This is a genomic window from Halorubrum sp. Eb13, from assembly GCF_002252895.1.
Lineage (GTDB): Archaea > Halobacteriota > Halobacteria > Halobacteriales > Haloferacaceae > Halorubrum.
In genome coordinates, this window is the sequence record NZ_NHPE01000109.1 from 1 (window position 1) to 15,094 (window position 15,094).

The following is a 15,094-nucleotide window of genomic DNA, read 5'->3' on the forward strand; positions in this document are numbered from 1 at the left end:
GCGGCGGCGGCGCTCGGCGGAGGTCTGCTGCTCCATCGCCTGCTGGACGTCCTTCGAGGGGTTGACCTCGCGGACCTCGACGCTCTCGACGCGGATCCCCCACTCGTCGGTCGGCTCGTCCAGCTCCTTCCGGATCTTCGCGTTGATCTCCTGGCGCTTGTTCAGCGTGTCGTCGAGCTCCATGTCGCCGAGGACGGCGCGGAGCGTGGTCTGCGCGAGGTTCGAGACCGCCTTCTTGTAGTCGTCCACCTCGAGGAACGCCTTCTTCGCGTCCATCACCTTGATGTAGACGACCGCGTCCGCCGTCACCGGCGAGTTGTCCCGCGTGATCGCCTCCTGGCGGGGAACGTCGAGCGTCTGCGTCCGCATGTCGAACGCGTACGTCCGGGAGACGAACGGCGGGATGAGGTTGATACCCGGTTCCAGCAGCTTCCGGTACTCGCCGAACACCGTGAGCGTCTTCTTCTCGTAGGCGTCGACGATCTCGAACGACTGCCAGAGCGTGATGACCACCAGCAACAAGAAGAGTAGGCCGATGCTCACCAGGCCGAAGCCGAAACCGGATTGGAGGGGAGTCGGATCCATACCCCGAACTTAGGCCATCCCGTTCTTAATACTTCGCCCACGTCAGGGCTCGTTCCGCCGATTCTGGCGCGAGTCGCGGCCGCGGGTCACGCCCCGTCCGCCTCGAACCGCTCCGCGACGGCGTCGAGGGTCGCCCGCACCTGCCGCTCGTTGAACCGCCGGACCACGGGCTCTCCGAGGGCGGTCAGCGCGTTCTCCGGGAGGTCGTACTCCGCCGCGTACGTCAGTCTCGTCCCGCCGTCCGTCGGCTCGAACGTCAGGTCGATCGCGCCCGTCAGCCGACCGCGGAGCTCGAATGTCATTCGCTCGGTCGGTTCGTGGACCGTCTGGACGATCTCCCCGTCGATTCCGAGGCCCGCCATCCGGTAGGTGTACGCCAGACGCTTCCCGCCGTTCGGGAGCCGCTCGACGTCCCTGACGGCTTCGAGGCGGGGCGTGACGGCGGCGTGGTTGCGCGGGTCGTCGAGGAAGTCGAAGACGGACTGCGGGTCGGCGTCGATATCGGCGGAGTCGCGTGCGCTGAACATGGAGCGAACCGGTGTTCAGTTCCGCGAGCGCGGGTCGACGTACGCCTCGACGAGCTTGCGCTCGGCCGCCCGGAGGTGCTGGTGGAACGTCTGTCGGGTGATCCCCATCCGCTCGGCGATCTCGGAGCCGTCGACCGGGCGGGGCCACTCGAAGTACCCGTTCAGCTCGGCCGTCTTCAGCGCCGACCGCTGGCGGTCGGTGAGGCGGTCGTCGACGGCCGCCGCGAACTCCGTCAGGCTCCGGTCGCGACTCTCGCGCTCGACGCGGGAGCGGAGCTCGACGCTCTCGTACTCCGCGCGGAACACGTCGAGCATCCCGCGTACGTCCTGCTCTGGCGGCGCCTCGATGGTGATGCTCGCGCTCGTCGCGTCGGCGGTGGCCTCGACGACGACGCCGCCGTACTCCGCGAGCCGCGTCAGCGGCGGCGACTGGGTGGCGGTCACGGCGATCGTGACGTCGCCGTTCGTCTCCGAAACCAGCCGGGCCGACTCGACGAACGGAAGCGCCTCGACCTCGCTCACGTCCTCGGTCGGGTCCGACGCCCTGAGGTACAGCTCGCAGGCGTCGTCGTCGAGGCGCGTGGTGCCGAGGTGTTCGATCTCCCCGCCGAGCGCGGCGGCGACCCGCGAGAGCGAGAACGAGGGGTCCCCGATCGCGACCCGGAGCTCCACGACGCGGTCGGTCGTGAGGATGCGGGTCGTCTCCACCGAGTGGAGCCCGTTGGCGATCATCTTCCCGACCGACTCGCACACCTTCCGCTCACGCCGGTCGAGGGCGTTCCCCTCGCTGCTGTAGATGCCGAGGAGGCCGTACCGCCGGTGGCCGTACGTGATCGGGACGACGAGGAGACGGGGCGCGCCGACCGCGCTCGGTGCGAGCCGGCCGTCCGAGCCGCTCCCGGCGGCCCGCCCGTGGACCTCCTCGGTCTCGATCGCCTCTCTGACTTCCGGCGGCGTCTCGTCGAGGGAGAACGACGCTCCCGCCTCGAGCGAGATCCCGCTCGCCGCGGTCACGTCCAGCCGCCCCGTCGCCGACGAGACCTCCGCGATCCAGCCGCCCATGTATCCCGGCTCGTCGGCGATCTCCTCGCAGACGCGCTCGGCGATCGTCTCCGAGTCCCGGCTCTCGACGAGTATCCTGCTGATTTCGCTGAGCAGTCCGTTCACCCGGCCGAGGACACGGTCGAGGGCCTGTCGCTCCGTGGCGAGCTTCTCCGCGCGCTCCTCCGCGAGCTGCTCCGCGCGCTTGCGGTCGGTGACGTCGTTCTGGAACCCGACGTAGTGGGCCAGGTCGCCGTCGGCGTCGTACACCGGGGCGACCGTCAGCTCGTTCCAGAAGGGGGTTCCGTCCCGTCGGTAGTTCCGGATCTCGACGGTGATCTGCTCCTCCGCCGAGATCGCGCTCGAGAGCCGTTCGACCGTCTCGGGGTCCGTCCCGGGACCCTGTAGGAAGCGGGGGTTCCGACCGATGGCCTCCTCGGTCGGATACCCCGTGTGATCTTCCCACGCGTCGTTGACGTACACGAGCGGGTAGTCGGGCAGTTCGGGGTCGCTGAGACTGACCCCGACGGGCGCCTCGCTCACTGCGCGGCTGACCTCCTCCACGCTGGGCTCGTGCCCCGAGACGTCCTGCTTGGCGCCCGGCGCGCCCTCCGCGGAGCAGACCGTCGAGACGTCGGTCACCAGGCGATCGATCGACGCGGAGCCGTTCTTGTGGAGGAACTCGTCGACGCCGCTCTCGAAGGCGGCCTCCAACACCTCCTCGTCCTCCACCGCGGAGAACATCACGACCGGAATCCGAGCGTCGGACTCCTCGATCGCCTCCGCCAGCGCGAGACCGTCGTCGCCCGGCAGGGAGTACTCGCTCACGATGCAGTCGTACTCGCCAGTGGTCACCTTCGCCACCGCGGCGGTGGCGTTGTTGACCGTCGTAACGTCGAACCCCGCGGCGCCGAGCGCCGACGTGATTCGATCGCTCCCCTCCTCCGGATGGACCAAAAGGGCCCGAGAACCCGGCATAGGATGCCTTTCGTCGGCCGAGGAATTAAGGTTTGATACCGGCGAAGGATGACCGGGTTACTTAAAAGACTCCATAATTTCGGCGTGCACACAACACGCTCGGACCCGTACATGCGGACATGTCCACGCGAGCCGTGAGCCGCGCCCGTCGCCGACTTTTCGGAGAACCGGAACGGACCGCTATCGACGCCTCGCGCGCCGCGCTACTGGTCCTCACCGTCGCGTTCGCCGGCGTGTACGCGACCGGCACCGAACCGAGCCTCCGGACGCAGATGCTCGTGTACCTCGTCGGGATGGTCGCGCTGAACCTCCCGCACGGCGGGTACGAGCACTTCTCGAACCTCCGGCGCCGCGGGCTCCCCTTCGGCGCGCGCTACGTGGGGCTGTACCTCGCGTTCGTCGTCGGCTTCGTGGGGCTGTTCGTCGTCGCCCCGATGCCGGCGCTCGCGCTCGCGTTCGGCACGGCGGTCGCGAAGGGGGGGAACGGCGACCTCCACGTGATGGACGCGCTCGTCGGCACCGACCACCTCGTCTCGCGGCCGCAGCGCGCGCTCGCCGCCCTCGTCCGCGGCGGCGCCGTGATGATCGTCCCGGCCGTCGCGTGGACGGAGACGTTCTACGGCTTCACCGGCTACATGCTGAACGTGTTCGACGGGTCGCTCGTCGGTCCCGCAGCGAGCTCGCCGGAGGCGTTCACCACGGCGCTGGGCGCGGCCTACGGGCTCGGCGTCCTCCTCCACCTCGGCGGCGGGCTCGCGACGGGCGGGGGCGTCACGCGGTCGTGGGTGCTCGACGCCGCCGAGACGCTGCTGCTCGTCGGCTACTTCGTCTTCGTGCCCGTGGTGATCGCCATCGGGCTCTACTTCCCGCTGTGGTACTCGCTGCGGCAGTCCGCCCGGAGCATGGTCGTCGAGGAGGCGCGGCCGAGTCGGACCGAAGGCGTCTCCGTCGTGATGGCGTGGGGCGTGCTCGTGGTCGGCGCGCTCGTGACCGCATCGGTCGCGAGCGCGCTGTGGCTGGTCGCGCCGAACCCGCTCGCCGGCGGCTCGCTGCTGCCGGGGGCGGTCGCCTTCTACACGATCTTCGTCTGTATCATCGCGCTCCCGCACGTCGTCGTCGGCGAGTGGCTCGACTTCGGACGGGGGATCTGGTACGTTCCCTGAGCCGACGGCCGCACGCGTCTCGACCGGCCGCGGCCCGGCGTCTGCGGCCCGGTCGCTCGACAGATAACAAGCACTAAAACCCGGCTCGTCGACCGATCCGGTATGCGTTTCCGGTTCGTCGAGCGGCTCGGGCTCGCGGACGCGGTGACGGTGGCGAACGCGGCCGTCGGCTTCCTCGCCGTCGTCGCGGCGGCCGTCGACCTCGAGCTCGCCGCCCGGCTGGTGCTGCTCGCCGCCGTCGCCGACGGGCTCGACGGGGTGGTCGCGAGACACCGCGGCTCGACCGACGCGGGGCCGTACCTCGACTCGCTGGCCGACGTGGCCTCGTTCGGCGTCGCGCCGGCGACCCTCGTCGCGGTCGTCGTCCTCGACGCGGCGTCGTTCGCGAGCGACCCCGTCTTCGTCGCCGTCGGCGTCGGCGCCGGCGCCCTGTTCGTCGCGACGGCGGTCGCCCGGCTCGGGCTGTACACCGCGTACGACAGCGACGCCCGCGAGACGGTCGGCGTGCCGACCACGCTGGCGGCGACGATCCTCGCGGCGGCGGTGATCGCCGGCTACACCGACCCGAGCGTCCTGATCGCGGCGACCGCCGCGTTCGCGCTCCTCATGGGGACGACGGTCACGTACCCGGACCTCCACGCGCAGGACGCGCTCGTGATGGGCGTCGTGCAGGCCGCCGTCATCCTCACTCCGGCCGGACACATGTTGACCGACGCTCTCCCGGCGTGGATCGGCGAGGGATTCGCGTTCGCGCTCCTCTTCCTGGCGTGCGGCTACCTCCTCCTCGGCCCGCGGTTCTACTGGGGCGACGGGATCCGGTCACCCCCCGACGACGCGGACGAACGCGGGGTCTGACCCGCGGCGGGCCGCGAGGTCGCCGGGGCGGATGCCCGACGACGCGGAGTGCGTACCGAGCCGGCGGCTCGGCGAACGCGGATCGGGGAACGGAAAAACGGCGTCGAGGCGTCGGCGTCGGAGCGGCTTACAACAGGTCGTCGAAGTCCTTGTGTCGGGTGATGTCGACGCCGTCCTCGGTAACGACGGCGACGTTGATGCCGTTGCCGGACGCGAGGTCGCGCTCGACGGCGGACTGGATCGCCTTCGCGGCGATGGTCTTCGCCTCGTCGACGGTGACGTCGTCGTGGTACTCCTGTTCGAGGACACCGAGGGCGTACTGGGAGCCGGAGCCGGTGACGGTGTACTCCTCCTCGGTGGTGCCGCCGAGGGCGTCGATGGAGTAGATGTGGGCGCCCTCGTCGTCGACGCCGCCGAGGATCGGCTGGACGATGAAGAACGCGCCCGTCCGGAGGAGGTTCCCGGTGAGCGTCGACAGCGCCTCCATCGACATGTCCTGGCCGCGACGGGTCTCGTAGAGGCTCGTCTCGGCCTTGAGCGTGGAGATGAGGTTCTGTGCGGCGGAGACGGAGCCGGCGATCGTGAGGGCGCCGCGGGGGTGGATCTCCTCGACCTTCTGGACGTCCTTCGAGGAGACCATGCCGCCGAGGGAGGCGCGCATGTCGGTCGCCATCACGACGCCGTCCGCGGTCCTGATGCCGACGGTCGTCGTCCCGGTTTTCATCTCGCCCTCGCCGTCGGCCTGCGCCGCGCGGCGCTCGCTGTGTTCGAACTCGCCGAGCTCGGGTCCGAAGACGGGCTGGTCGCGGCCCAGCTCGTCGGCCGTCCCCTCGGAGAGGTCGCCAGTCGGTGTTCGCATTACGCCTTCGTTGGCCCGGCGCGCAGATAAAGGCAACCCTTCGGGGACCGCCCGCCGGTTCCGACGGGCATATTCGTCGCGGGCCGTCGCGGCCCGCGCGTCGCGGTCGAGTCGGTCGATCGTCGCGACGAGGCCACGGCTCCGCGGAACGTGAGACGGAGAGCGAGCGGGGACGAACGGGCGGCCGAACCGACGCGAACGCCGTCGCTCGGCGATGGGAACGGACGGTCCGGGTCGAAAACGGTCGCCTACTCCTCGACGCGCTCGTACACCTCGCCGGTGGTCTCGACGAGTCGGCCGACGGGGACGTTGATACCGAGGCGCGTGCGGGCGAAGACGGCCACCGGGAACAGCGAGATACCAATCGCGACGGTCGCCTGGTGGATCCCGAAGATGGCCGCCGAGCGGATGCGGTCGAACATGGGTCTTCGAACGACCGGAACGGAGTTGTATATAAATACTTTCCGGCGCGTGCTGACCGGCTACCCCGACGCAGTCATGCGTTTTTGTATCATAGATTAACGATTATGAAATATAATCGGCGGACTGTCACGATCGGCATATCCACGGCGGTGTGAACCCCGCTCGTTTCCATAAGTTACGAGTAACCATCGCACCTCGTGCGCCTCGCATCCGGGGGGCGAAGGGGCCCCCGCGACCGTCGTCGAGACGCGGCGGCGGACCCCGTTCCGGCCGCGGACCGAACGGGATTTATCCGGGGCGTCGCGTACGGAGAGACGTGCAGAACGTTACGGACCGGACGCGCAACCCCTTCGGGATGCGCCCGGACTGCCGGTCGTTCGTCCCCGGTTACGGCGACGCCAACGCCGACTTCCACGTCGTCGGCGACCGCCCTGACATCCACGGCGGCGTCGAGACGGGAATCCCGTTCACCGGCGAGCCGTGGTCGCCGGCGTTCCTCTCGGCGCTGACCGAGGGGGGACTGCTCGCGGGGATCGCCGAGGGCGCGGCGCCGGACGGTACGAGCGGGACCGATGGGACCGCGCCGGCGACGACCGACGAAGCCGCGCCGGCGACGAGTAACGAGATCGCGGCGAACGGGGGGCGATCGGACGGAGACGCGGAGTTCGAACCGCTCCGCACCGAGCGCACGTACTTCTCGTACCTCCACATGTGCGTGCCCGACGGCGAGCCGACCGAAGCGTCGTACGACGACATGGAACGCTTCTTCGACGCCGAACTTCGCGCGATAGCCGCGCACGTCCTCCTCCCGGTCGGCGCCCGGGCGACCGCACACGTCCTCGAGCAGTACACGGCGCGGGCGTGGAAGACCGAGATCGACATGGACGCGCTCCACGGCGAGGAGCTCCTCGGCTCCGGGTGGCTCGTCCTCCCGGTCAAGCACCCGGCCGAGTGGGCGGCGGGCGACGCCGAACGGCTCGTCGACGCCCTCCGGGAGCTGCGGTCGACGGACTTCCGTCGTGAGAGCGACCTCGGACGCTTCATCGCGGGGAGCGACCCGTACCTCGTTCGGTGAGCGAGTCACGCCGACCCAGGCGGAGTCGATCGGATCGCGCGTCGGCCGTCGGACCGCGCGTCAACCGTCGGATCGCGCGTCGACCGTCGGCCGGATACGCGTGCGGTTTCGGCCCTCCTCCGACGTGTGGATCGGCACATCCGAATAGAGAGCGGCGATTCGGTGCCCGATCGTCAGCTATACCTCTACCGCGCCAGCCATATTTGTCACTACTCCCCGAATTTTATACCGGTCCCCGTTATTCGTCACCAGACGCCCGAACGATCGGGCGTCGGCCGTAGGACTGGTACTCCATACGGCGGCTTGGTCAGCAGCGGCCCTCACGGGCCGTTTTCCGACGAAATAACTCAGTCGCGGAGCGCCCGCGCCGTCGAGTCGTCCCGTTAGCGACGACGCGAGCGGCGTCAGTCGCCCGGCAACAGGTCCTCGAGGTACCGGCCGACGTGGTCGTCCATGCGCCGCTTGAACCCGGCCCGCCGGGCGAGGCGGTCGAGTTCCCGAGAGACGTAGGTCCCGTACTGGACCGCCTTCTTGTCGGCCGTCCGGACCGACTCCGGCACGCGTCCGGCCGCCGCCCGACGGAGCGCGACCTTCCGTTCCCCGTCGCTCGCGAGCAGTTCGCCCGGCAGCGCGAGGGCGGCCGAGACGACGCGGTCGTCGAGCAGCGGCGCGACCGGTTCGACCCCCGCCGCGCGGAGCGCGAGCACGTCGCGTTCGAGCTGGGCCGGTAGCGTCCGGACGGTCTCGGTCCGGGCGCCACGGACGGTGTCCGCGTCGACGCGGTCGTCCGTCGCCGGCTCGACGACCTTGCTGTAGCCGCCGAACAGCTCGTCCGCGCCCTGCCCGACCGCGAGCCGATCGACCCCGTCGGCCGCGGCCGCCTCGGCCGCGAGGTACAGCGGCACCGCGATCGCGAGGTCCATCGGGTTGCGACGGCCCGTGACGCCGGCGACCGCCCGGACGGCGCGCAGGAGCTCCTCGTGGGTGATTTCGACGACGCGGAGCTCGCGGTCCATCGCCGCGGCCGCCTCGCGTGCGGCCGCGACGTCGTGACACCCCTCGAAGCCGGCGACGTAGCAGGGTGCGTCGGGGACGCCGGCTGCGACGAGCCCGGAGTCGACGCCGCCGGAGAAGGCGACCGCGAGTCGGCCGGGTTCGGCCTCGAGCCCACCGAGCGCGGCGTCGACCGCGTCGTCGACCGCCGCCTGCGCGGGACCCGGGGCCGCCGGCGCCTCGTCGGGGAGGGACCAGACGCGTTCGACCCCGATCGCGGACGCGACGCTCCCCGGCGGAACCGGCGTCGGGTCGTCGAGGGCGGTCCGCGAGAAGCTCCACGCGTCCGGGTCGGTCGGTCCGTGGCCGGCCGGGGCGCCGGCGGTCACGGGATCGATCGCCTCGCGCTCGACGAACAGCGGCTGGCGCCCGAGGACGTCCCGGACGAGGACCGGCCCGTCGCGGCCGGGCGCGTCGAGGAGACGGCCCGCGAAGCCGCGCCCGCCGGGGAGGGGATCGCCGTCGCGGAGGGCGTCGCGAACGCGGTCGGGCGACGTCCCGCGCAGGTCGGCGGAGGGGAGTTCTGCCATCGCGGTCTACCGCAGCGCGTCGAGCGCGCGGAGCGCGCGGCGCTTCGCGCCGCCGCCGAACTGGCGGAGCGAGATGCGCCACGGGGTCCGTTTCCCGACGACGCTGGTCCGACTGTCGCGGATCGCGGAGAGGATCGCGTCGGCCGAGTGTTCGTCGGCGCCGACCTCGGTCACCGCCTGGCCGACCATCTCCGAGATGTGAGCGTCGCTGCCGGCCGTCATCGGGAGCCGGTTCCGGATCGCGAACTTCTCCGCCTGCCGGTTCGAGCGCCCCGTGAACAGCCGGGAGTTGTACACCTCGATGGCGTCGGCGCCGGCGAGCTGGTCGTCGGTGATGTGGGCGGCGACGCCGTGGCGGGACTTCTGGAAGGGGTGGGGGACGACCGCGATCCCGCCCTGATCGCGGATGCGGTCGAGCGTCTCGTCGAAGGGGAGCCCGCTCTCGACGCGCTCGTCGATGCCGAACGCGAGCACGTGACCGACCGCGCAGGTCACTTCCATGCCGACGATGCCGACGAGCCCGTATTCGGGGGCCTTCTCGGCCGCCTCGATGCTGGCGTCGATCTCGTCGTGGTCCGTGACGGCGAGCGCGTCCAGCCCGACCGCGGCCGCCTGCTCCAACAGGAGGTCGACCGGGTCGCGGCCGTCGTAGGACAGCGCGGAGTGCGCGTGGAGCTCGACCGATAGCACGCTCGCTTCTTCGGCGGTCGTCTTAAAAAGCGCCCCGGTCCGGGGCGGTCAGAACGCGCTCCCGCCGACCGTCTCGCGGTAGGTTCCGGTGCCGCGGTGGGCCGTCTCGTCCCACGTCTCGACCGCGACCCGAATGCGAGTGTTTACCGCGTCGTCGGGCGCGTCCTCGATCCGGAGCGTCGAGTCGCCGATGCGGGCGACCGTCTCGCCGCCCGCGTCGCCGGTGACCATCACCTCGAGCACGTCGCCGGGCTCGTAGTCGGGTGTCGACCCCCGGAACGACCACCCGGCGAGGAACTTCTCGAAGCGGCTCATGCGCGCGACACCTCCTCGGAGATCCGGTCGGGGATGTACTCCCGCCCGAAGCCGGTGATCGCGGCCAGCAGGAAGACGATGACGAGGAACCAGCCGTGGAACACGTACGGCACCACCTCGATCGGGTTGACGACCATCTCCGCCCCGTACTGCTCGCCGAGCCCGCCGGGTCCGACCATCACCTGGTAGCCGACGAGGACGCCGCCGGCCCACGGGAAGATGTACCCGAGCGCCGAGGTGTTGGCGTCCAAGATGTTCGCGCGCCGGTAGCCGTTGATGTTGAACTTCTCGCCGATCCGCGCGATGTACGGCGCGATCGCGATCTCCGCGGCCGTGTTGATCGTGATCATTCCGTTGATCGTCGCCGTGCCGAGGACCATCGTCAGTTCAGCGCGGCGGACGTTGGTCGCGACGGAGTTGAGCAGGAACTCCTGAATCGCCGCGAACCCGCCGCCGCGGATCATGATCTGCGCCATCGCCACGATCAGGAGGGTCAGCACGATGAGCGGGAAGAACCCGGTCGCGCCCGTGTACAGACTCCCGCCCACGCCCGCGGTTTCGCCGACCGCGACGAACGGGAGCGAACTGAACGTTCCGGCCTCGGGCACCGTGAACACGAGGACGTCGCTCACCGACGAGAGGCCGAACGCGAGGTTGAACGCGACGGCGACGACGAGTCCCCACGAGATCGCCTCGACGATGTGACGCCCGGCGACCGCCGTGAGGATGACGGTTCCCATCGAGACCAGGTGGACCAGCCCGAGTGCGTTCGCGGATTCGCGGAGCGCGACGGCACCCTCCAGACTCACGCCGGACATGATCGACCCCGCGATCAGGTACGCGGCGAAGGCGGGGATCGCCGCCGCGATCGCGTACTTGAACCGCGAGGCGACGACGCCGCCGATGTCGGCGTCCTGCGTCACCGCGCTCACGATCGTCGTGTCGCTGACGGGCGCGAGGTTGTCTCCGAACACCGCGCCAGACAGGATCGCGGCGAACAGCAGCACCGGGTTCGCGCCGATCAGCACGCCGGCCGGGAAGAACAGGGTGACGAACGCGATAGTGGCCCCGTACCCCGTCCCGATCCCGGTCGCGAGCAGGCCGCAGAGGACGAACGCGGCCGCCGGGAAGGTCGCCGCGCCGACGTTCAGCGCGTTCGCGGCGAAGATGAGCCCCTCTACGAATCCGCCGACCTGCAGGGTGTCGGCGAACATGCCGGCCCACAGCCACGCCACGATCGCGGTCGCGGCGACGCGCTGGGTCATCCCCTCGAAGATGGTGTCGGCGTACGTCTTCCAGTCGCCTCGCGCGAAGAACATCCCGAGGATAGTCCCGACGAGCGCGCCGATGACGAGGCCGTTCGTGTCGCCGATCCCGAGGACGCCGCTCTGGAAGATGGCCCAGACGATGAAGAAGGCGAGCGGGATCGTGCTCGCCCACTTCCCGCCGTAGAAGCTGATCCGGGGCTCGTTCGTCGCTCCGGACTCGTCGCCGAACCCGCCGTCGGCGACGAGGACCGGGTCGCCGGCCGACTCGCGACCGCCGCTCGGCGGTGCACCGTCCGGCGGTACGCGGTCCGGCTGGACGTCGTCGGGCGGTTCGTCGTCGACGCGATCCGCCGAATCGTCGTCTTGTGGATCGATCATGTGACGTTCCTACGCGGCCGGTGACCGACGACCCACCTAAATCCTCCTTTCTCACGCCGCGTGCCAGACGGTCGGTCGATTCCGTCCCGGACGCGTCGCGGTCCACAAGAACACGCTTAAGAACCCCGACGGCGAGGTTATGGATGGGAACAGCACAGCTGCAGATCCGACGCGCCGGGGCCTCTTCGCCCGCGGCTTGGGAATGTAGCAGTGCACCGACGCCTCCGGCGTCGCGGCTCGGGCCGGTCCGCTCGCGCGGATCGGGCCGCGGGACCGCTCGCTCGATGCGAGCCCTCGACAGCCGCGCCGCGCGGAGCCGCGGTCACGTTGTGGTTGTGCCGTTCCAATTTCAGACAATGGCACGAATGCACACGCGCCGTCGCGGTTCGTCCGGTTCGGACAAGCCGGCGACGGACGAGAATCCGGAGTGGAGCGACGTCGACGCCGAGGACATCGAGTCCCGCGTCGTCGAACTGGCGGAGCAGGGCCACGACCCCAGCGTCATCGGCCTCAAGCTGCGTGACGAGGGCGTCAAGGGCGTTCCGGTCCCCGACGTGAAGCTGGCGACCGGCAAGAAGCTCACCGAGATCCTCGAGGAGCACGACGCCGCCGCGGAGTACCCCGAGGACCTCCGCAAGCTGATGGAACGCGCCGTCCGCCTCCGCGAGCACATGGCGGAGAACGGCCAGGACTACCAGAACAAGCGCGCGCTCCAGAACACCGAGTCGAAGATCCGCCGCCTCGCGAACTACTACCGCGGCGACGAGATCGACGAGGAGTTCACGTACACCTACGAGCGCGCCGCCGAACTGGTCGGCGACGAGTAACGACGCCGCGCGACGCTCCGAGGAACCGACGCGGAACCGAAGACGACGCGACGCGCTGAACGGGCGACGAACCGCCCGCGACCGACGAACCGCCCACGACCGACGAACCGCCCACGACCGATCCACGACAGCACCACCCGACCCATGACCGAAGCGACGACCGCCACGCCCGCCCCCGACGCCCTCGCCGACGTCCTCGCCGACGCGCCGTTCGCCCGGCTCGTCGCGACCGACGACGGCGACGCGCTGGCAGCCGCGGGGCTGCTCGCCCGGGCGCTGCGAGCCGTCGGCACGCCGTTCCAAGTCCGAGTCTCGACCGATCCGGTTCCCGGCGACGCCGACGACGGCGTCTCGGTGACCGTCGGGGCCGCCCGCGGTCCGCACGCGATCCCGGGCGCCGGACGCCCGGCGAGCACGGACGCGTTCGCGGTCTCGCGCGCGCTCGGCGTCGAGCCGGACCCCGTCGTCGCCCTCGCGGGCGTCGTCGCGGCCGGCTCCGTCCCCGGAACGGACGGCTCCGGCGACGCGCTCGACGCCGCCGAGGCGTCGGAGCGCGTCCGCCGGCGACCCGGCGTCGCGATTCCGACCGCGGACCTCGCGGACGGAGTCGCGGCCTCGACGCTCGTCCGGACGCCGTACTCCGGCGACCCCGAGAGCGCGCGAGCCGCACTCGCTGAGCTCGGGCTCCCGGCCGCTCTCGACGACGACGCCCACCGACGCCTCGCGTCGCTGGTCGCCGTCGACGTCGCGGACGCGGACGGGGGCAGCGCGCGGGCCGCCTCGGCGGTCGAGCGCGCCCTGCGCCCGTACGCGGCGGACGGCCCGTTCGAGACGGTCGGCGGCTACGCCGACGTCCTCGAGGCGCTCGCCCGCGAGGCCCCCGGAACGGGGGTCGCGCTGGCGCTCGACCCCGAGCCGAGCGACGACCTGCGGACCGCCGCGCTCGACGCGTGGCGGTCCCACGGGCTGGCGGCGCACCGCGCGCTCGACGCCGCGACGACCGGCCGGTACGACGGCTGCGTCGTCGTCCGCGTCGACCTCGCGGGGAGCGACCCGGACGAGGACGGCGCCGCCGCGCGCGACGCGGCCGCCGTCCTCCCGACCGTCGCCCGGCTCGCCCGCGACTTCCGGTCGCCCGAGCCGGTCGCCGTCGCGGTCGACGAGTCGGCCGGTCGGCTGGCCGCGGCGGCGGTCGAGCCCCTCGGGCTCGGCGACGCCTGTCGGTCGGTCGCGACCGAGTTCGACGGCGACGGCTGGGGGACCGCCGAGCGCGGCGGGCTCGCGGTCGGCGCTGGCGGTGAGGGCGGCGGAACCGAAACCGACGGCGACATCACGGGCGCGCTCGCCGCGCTCAGGGAGGCGCTATGAGCGGGGACGACTCCCGTGGCGACGGGGCGACCCGGACGGCGACCGTCCGGACGACCCACGCCGACGCCGCCCTCGTCGCCGCCGCGCTCGCCCCAGACGAGACCGACTCGATGGCCACCCGCGTCGACGGCGACGCGATCGAGTGCGCGATCGAGCGGCCGACGACCGGCGGACTGCGGTCGACCGTGGACGACCACGTCGTGAACGCACGCGTCGCAGATCGAATCGTCGAGCGCGCGAGGACGCACCTCGCGGCCGACGACGGAGGGCGCCGCTCCGACACCAACGGCGACACCACCAACACATGAGCGAACGATCCGTATCCAAGAGCAGAGAACAGAAGCGCTGGTACACCGTGCTGGCGCCCGAACAGTTCGACCGGCAGGAGCTCGGCGAGACCCTCGCCGAGGAGCCCGACCAGGTCGTCGGCCGCACGATCACGACGACGCTCGGCGAGCTCACCGGCGACTCCGGCGCGAACAACACCAAGCTGACGTTCAAGATCACCGACGTCGGCAGCGACACGGCGTACACCGAGTTCATCACCTACGAGCTCACCCGGGACTACCTGCGCTCGCTCGTCCGCCGCGGCGCCTCCAAGGTCGAGGCGTCGATCACGGTGCTGACGACGGACGACTACCGCATCCGCGTCCAGCCCGTGGCGCTGACGACCAAGAAGGCCGACCGCTCCCAGGAGAAGGCGATCCGCCGCGTCATGATCGACAAGGTCCACGCGGCCGCCGAGGAGCGCACCTTCGTGGAGTTCGTCGACGCCATCGTCGAGGGGAACCTCTCCTCGGCCATCTACGGCGAGGCGAAGCTGATCTACCCGCTGCGCCGCGTCGAGGTCCAGAAGCTGACGCTGGAGGCGCGGCCGCGCGAGGTCGCCGCCGAGGAGGAGGCCGCCGTCGACGTCGACGCCGACGAAGTGGCGGTCGACGCCGACGAGTAACGCCCCGTCAGACGACCCCGTGCGACTTTTCCGTTTATAAATCGCCTAGCCGCGGCGCCGGCGCGCGACGGACGGCGCGTTGTGCCACGGCCCTACGTATAGAAGAGCCGCGGTGGCGCGTGCCTCCGAGTGGCCGACAGGCCACGAGGAGCACGCGCGAGGGACGCCGTGAGCGACGTGGGCGACCGGCGGGAGCCCGGAGCGAGC

The 15,094-nt window shown here is 71.0% G+C and carries 16 protein-coding genes; 7 read left to right on the forward strand and 9 right to left on the reverse strand.

The window, feature by feature from the left end:
• From DJ75_RS12515 to DJ75_RS12525, 3 genes are all read right to left on the reverse strand, one after another.
• A partial coding sequence (locus DJ75_RS12515) for an SPFH domain-containing protein (RefSeq protein ID WP_141212039.1) occupies positions 1–585 on the reverse strand: 585 nt, incomplete at its 3' end.
• Between the two features lie 86 nt (positions 586–671).
• Positions 672–1,112 (reverse strand): SRPBCC family protein, encoded by a 441-nt coding sequence (locus DJ75_RS12520; protein WP_094524789.1) that lies wholly within the window; start codon positions 1,110–1,112, stop codon positions 672–674.
• A 15-nt stretch (positions 1,113–1,127) separates the two neighbouring features.
• The gene (locus tag DJ75_RS12525; RefSeq protein WP_094524790.1) at positions 1,128–3,131 is read right to left on the reverse strand and encodes a bacterio-opsin activator domain-containing protein; all 2,004 of its coding nucleotides are present in this window, start codon (positions 3,129–3,131) and stop codon (positions 1,128–1,130) included.
• 119 nt (positions 3,132–3,250) lie between these two features.
• Between DJ75_RS12525 and DJ75_RS12530 the strand changes: the two genes are divergently transcribed.
• Both DJ75_RS12530 and DJ75_RS12535 read left to right on the forward strand, forming a co-directional pair.
• Positions 3,251–4,294, forward strand: a complete 1,044-nt coding sequence (locus DJ75_RS12530) for a Brp/Blh family beta-carotene 15,15'-dioxygenase (RefSeq protein WP_094524791.1) — start codon at positions 3,251–3,253, stop codon at positions 4,292–4,294.
• A gap of 102 nt (positions 4,295–4,396) precedes the next feature.
• On the forward strand, positions 4,397–5,149 hold the full coding sequence (locus DJ75_RS12535) for a protein sorting system archaetidylserine synthase (RefSeq protein ID WP_094524792.1): 753 nt from the start codon (positions 4,397–4,399) through the stop codon (positions 5,147–5,149).
• 127 nt (positions 5,150–5,276) lie between these two features.
• On the opposite strand, the gene psmB is transcribed toward DJ75_RS12535, so the two are convergent.
• Positions 5,277–6,008, reverse strand: a complete 732-nt coding sequence (gene psmB / locus DJ75_RS12540; RefSeq protein WP_094524793.1) for an archaeal proteasome endopeptidase complex subunit beta — start codon at positions 6,006–6,008, stop codon at positions 5,277–5,279.
• A gap of 248 nt (positions 6,009–6,256) precedes the next feature.
• Positions 6,257–6,430 carry a hypothetical protein gene (locus tag DJ75_RS18705; RefSeq protein WP_170938344.1) on the reverse strand — a complete coding sequence of 58 codons (174 nt, stop codon included), beginning with the start codon at positions 6,428–6,430 and terminating at the stop codon, positions 6,257–6,259.
• Between the two features lie 317 nt (positions 6,431–6,747).
• Here DJ75_RS18705 and DJ75_RS12545 point away from each other — a divergent pair, with 317 nt between their 5' ends.
• Positions 6,748–7,506 (forward strand): uracil-DNA glycosylase family protein, encoded by a 759-nt coding sequence (locus DJ75_RS12545; RefSeq protein WP_094524794.1) that lies wholly within the window; start codon positions 6,748–6,750, stop codon positions 7,504–7,506.
• Positions 7,507–7,910: 404 nt separating this feature from the next.
• Here the strand turns inward: DJ75_RS12545 and DJ75_RS12550 are convergent, their stop codons facing one another.
• Genes DJ75_RS12550 through DJ75_RS12565 form a run of 4 tightly spaced genes read right to left on the reverse strand, consistent with a single transcriptional unit; the run spans position 7,911 to position 11,740 of the window.
• Positions 7,911–9,089, reverse strand: coding sequence for an asparagine synthase C-terminal domain-containing protein (locus DJ75_RS12550; protein WP_094524795.1), 1,179 nt, complete (start codon positions 9,087–9,089; stop codon positions 7,911–7,913).
• A 6-nt stretch (positions 9,090–9,095) separates the two neighbouring features.
• Positions 9,096–9,779 carry a PHP domain-containing protein gene (locus DJ75_RS12555; RefSeq protein ID WP_094524796.1) on the reverse strand — a complete coding sequence of 228 codons (684 nt, stop codon included), beginning with the start codon at positions 9,777–9,779 and terminating at the stop codon, positions 9,096–9,098.
• 48 nt (positions 9,780–9,827) lie between these two features.
• Entirely contained in the window at positions 9,828–10,094 is a 267-nt protein-coding gene (locus tag DJ75_RS12560; RefSeq protein WP_094524797.1) for a hypothetical protein, read from the reverse strand.
• Positions 10,091–11,740: a Na+/H+ antiporter NhaC family protein gene (locus DJ75_RS12565; RefSeq protein WP_094524798.1), complete on the reverse strand. Its 1,650-nt coding sequence runs from the start codon at positions 11,738–11,740 to the stop codon at positions 10,091–10,093. The genes DJ75_RS12560 and DJ75_RS12565 overlap by 4 nt, the downstream gene beginning before the upstream one ends.
• A gap of 356 nt (positions 11,741–12,096) precedes the next feature.
• On the opposite strand from DJ75_RS12565, the gene DJ75_RS12570 reads away from it, so the two are divergent.
• From DJ75_RS12570 to DJ75_RS12585, 4 genes are all read left to right on the forward strand, one after another.
• On the forward strand, positions 12,097–12,567 hold the full coding sequence (locus tag DJ75_RS12570) for a 30S ribosomal protein S15 (protein WP_094524799.1): 471 nt from the start codon (positions 12,097–12,099) through the stop codon (positions 12,565–12,567).
• Between the two features lie 144 nt (positions 12,568–12,711).
• Positions 12,712–13,935 carry an exonuclease RecJ gene (locus DJ75_RS12575; RefSeq protein WP_094524800.1) on the forward strand — a complete coding sequence of 408 codons (1,224 nt, stop codon included), beginning with the start codon at positions 12,712–12,714 and terminating at the stop codon, positions 13,933–13,935.
• On the forward strand, positions 13,932–14,243 hold the full coding sequence (locus DJ75_RS12580; protein ID WP_094524801.1) for a KEOPS complex subunit Pcc1: 312 nt from the start codon (positions 13,932–13,934) through the stop codon (positions 14,241–14,243). Before DJ75_RS12575 ends, DJ75_RS12580 begins: the two co-directional genes overlap by 4 nt.
• A complete protein-coding gene (locus tag DJ75_RS12585) occupies positions 14,240–14,887 on the forward strand; it encodes a 30S ribosomal protein S3ae (protein ID WP_094524802.1) in 648 nt (215 codons plus the stop codon). Before DJ75_RS12580 ends, DJ75_RS12585 begins: the two co-directional genes overlap by 4 nt.
• Positions 14,888–15,094: the final 207 nt, after the last annotated feature.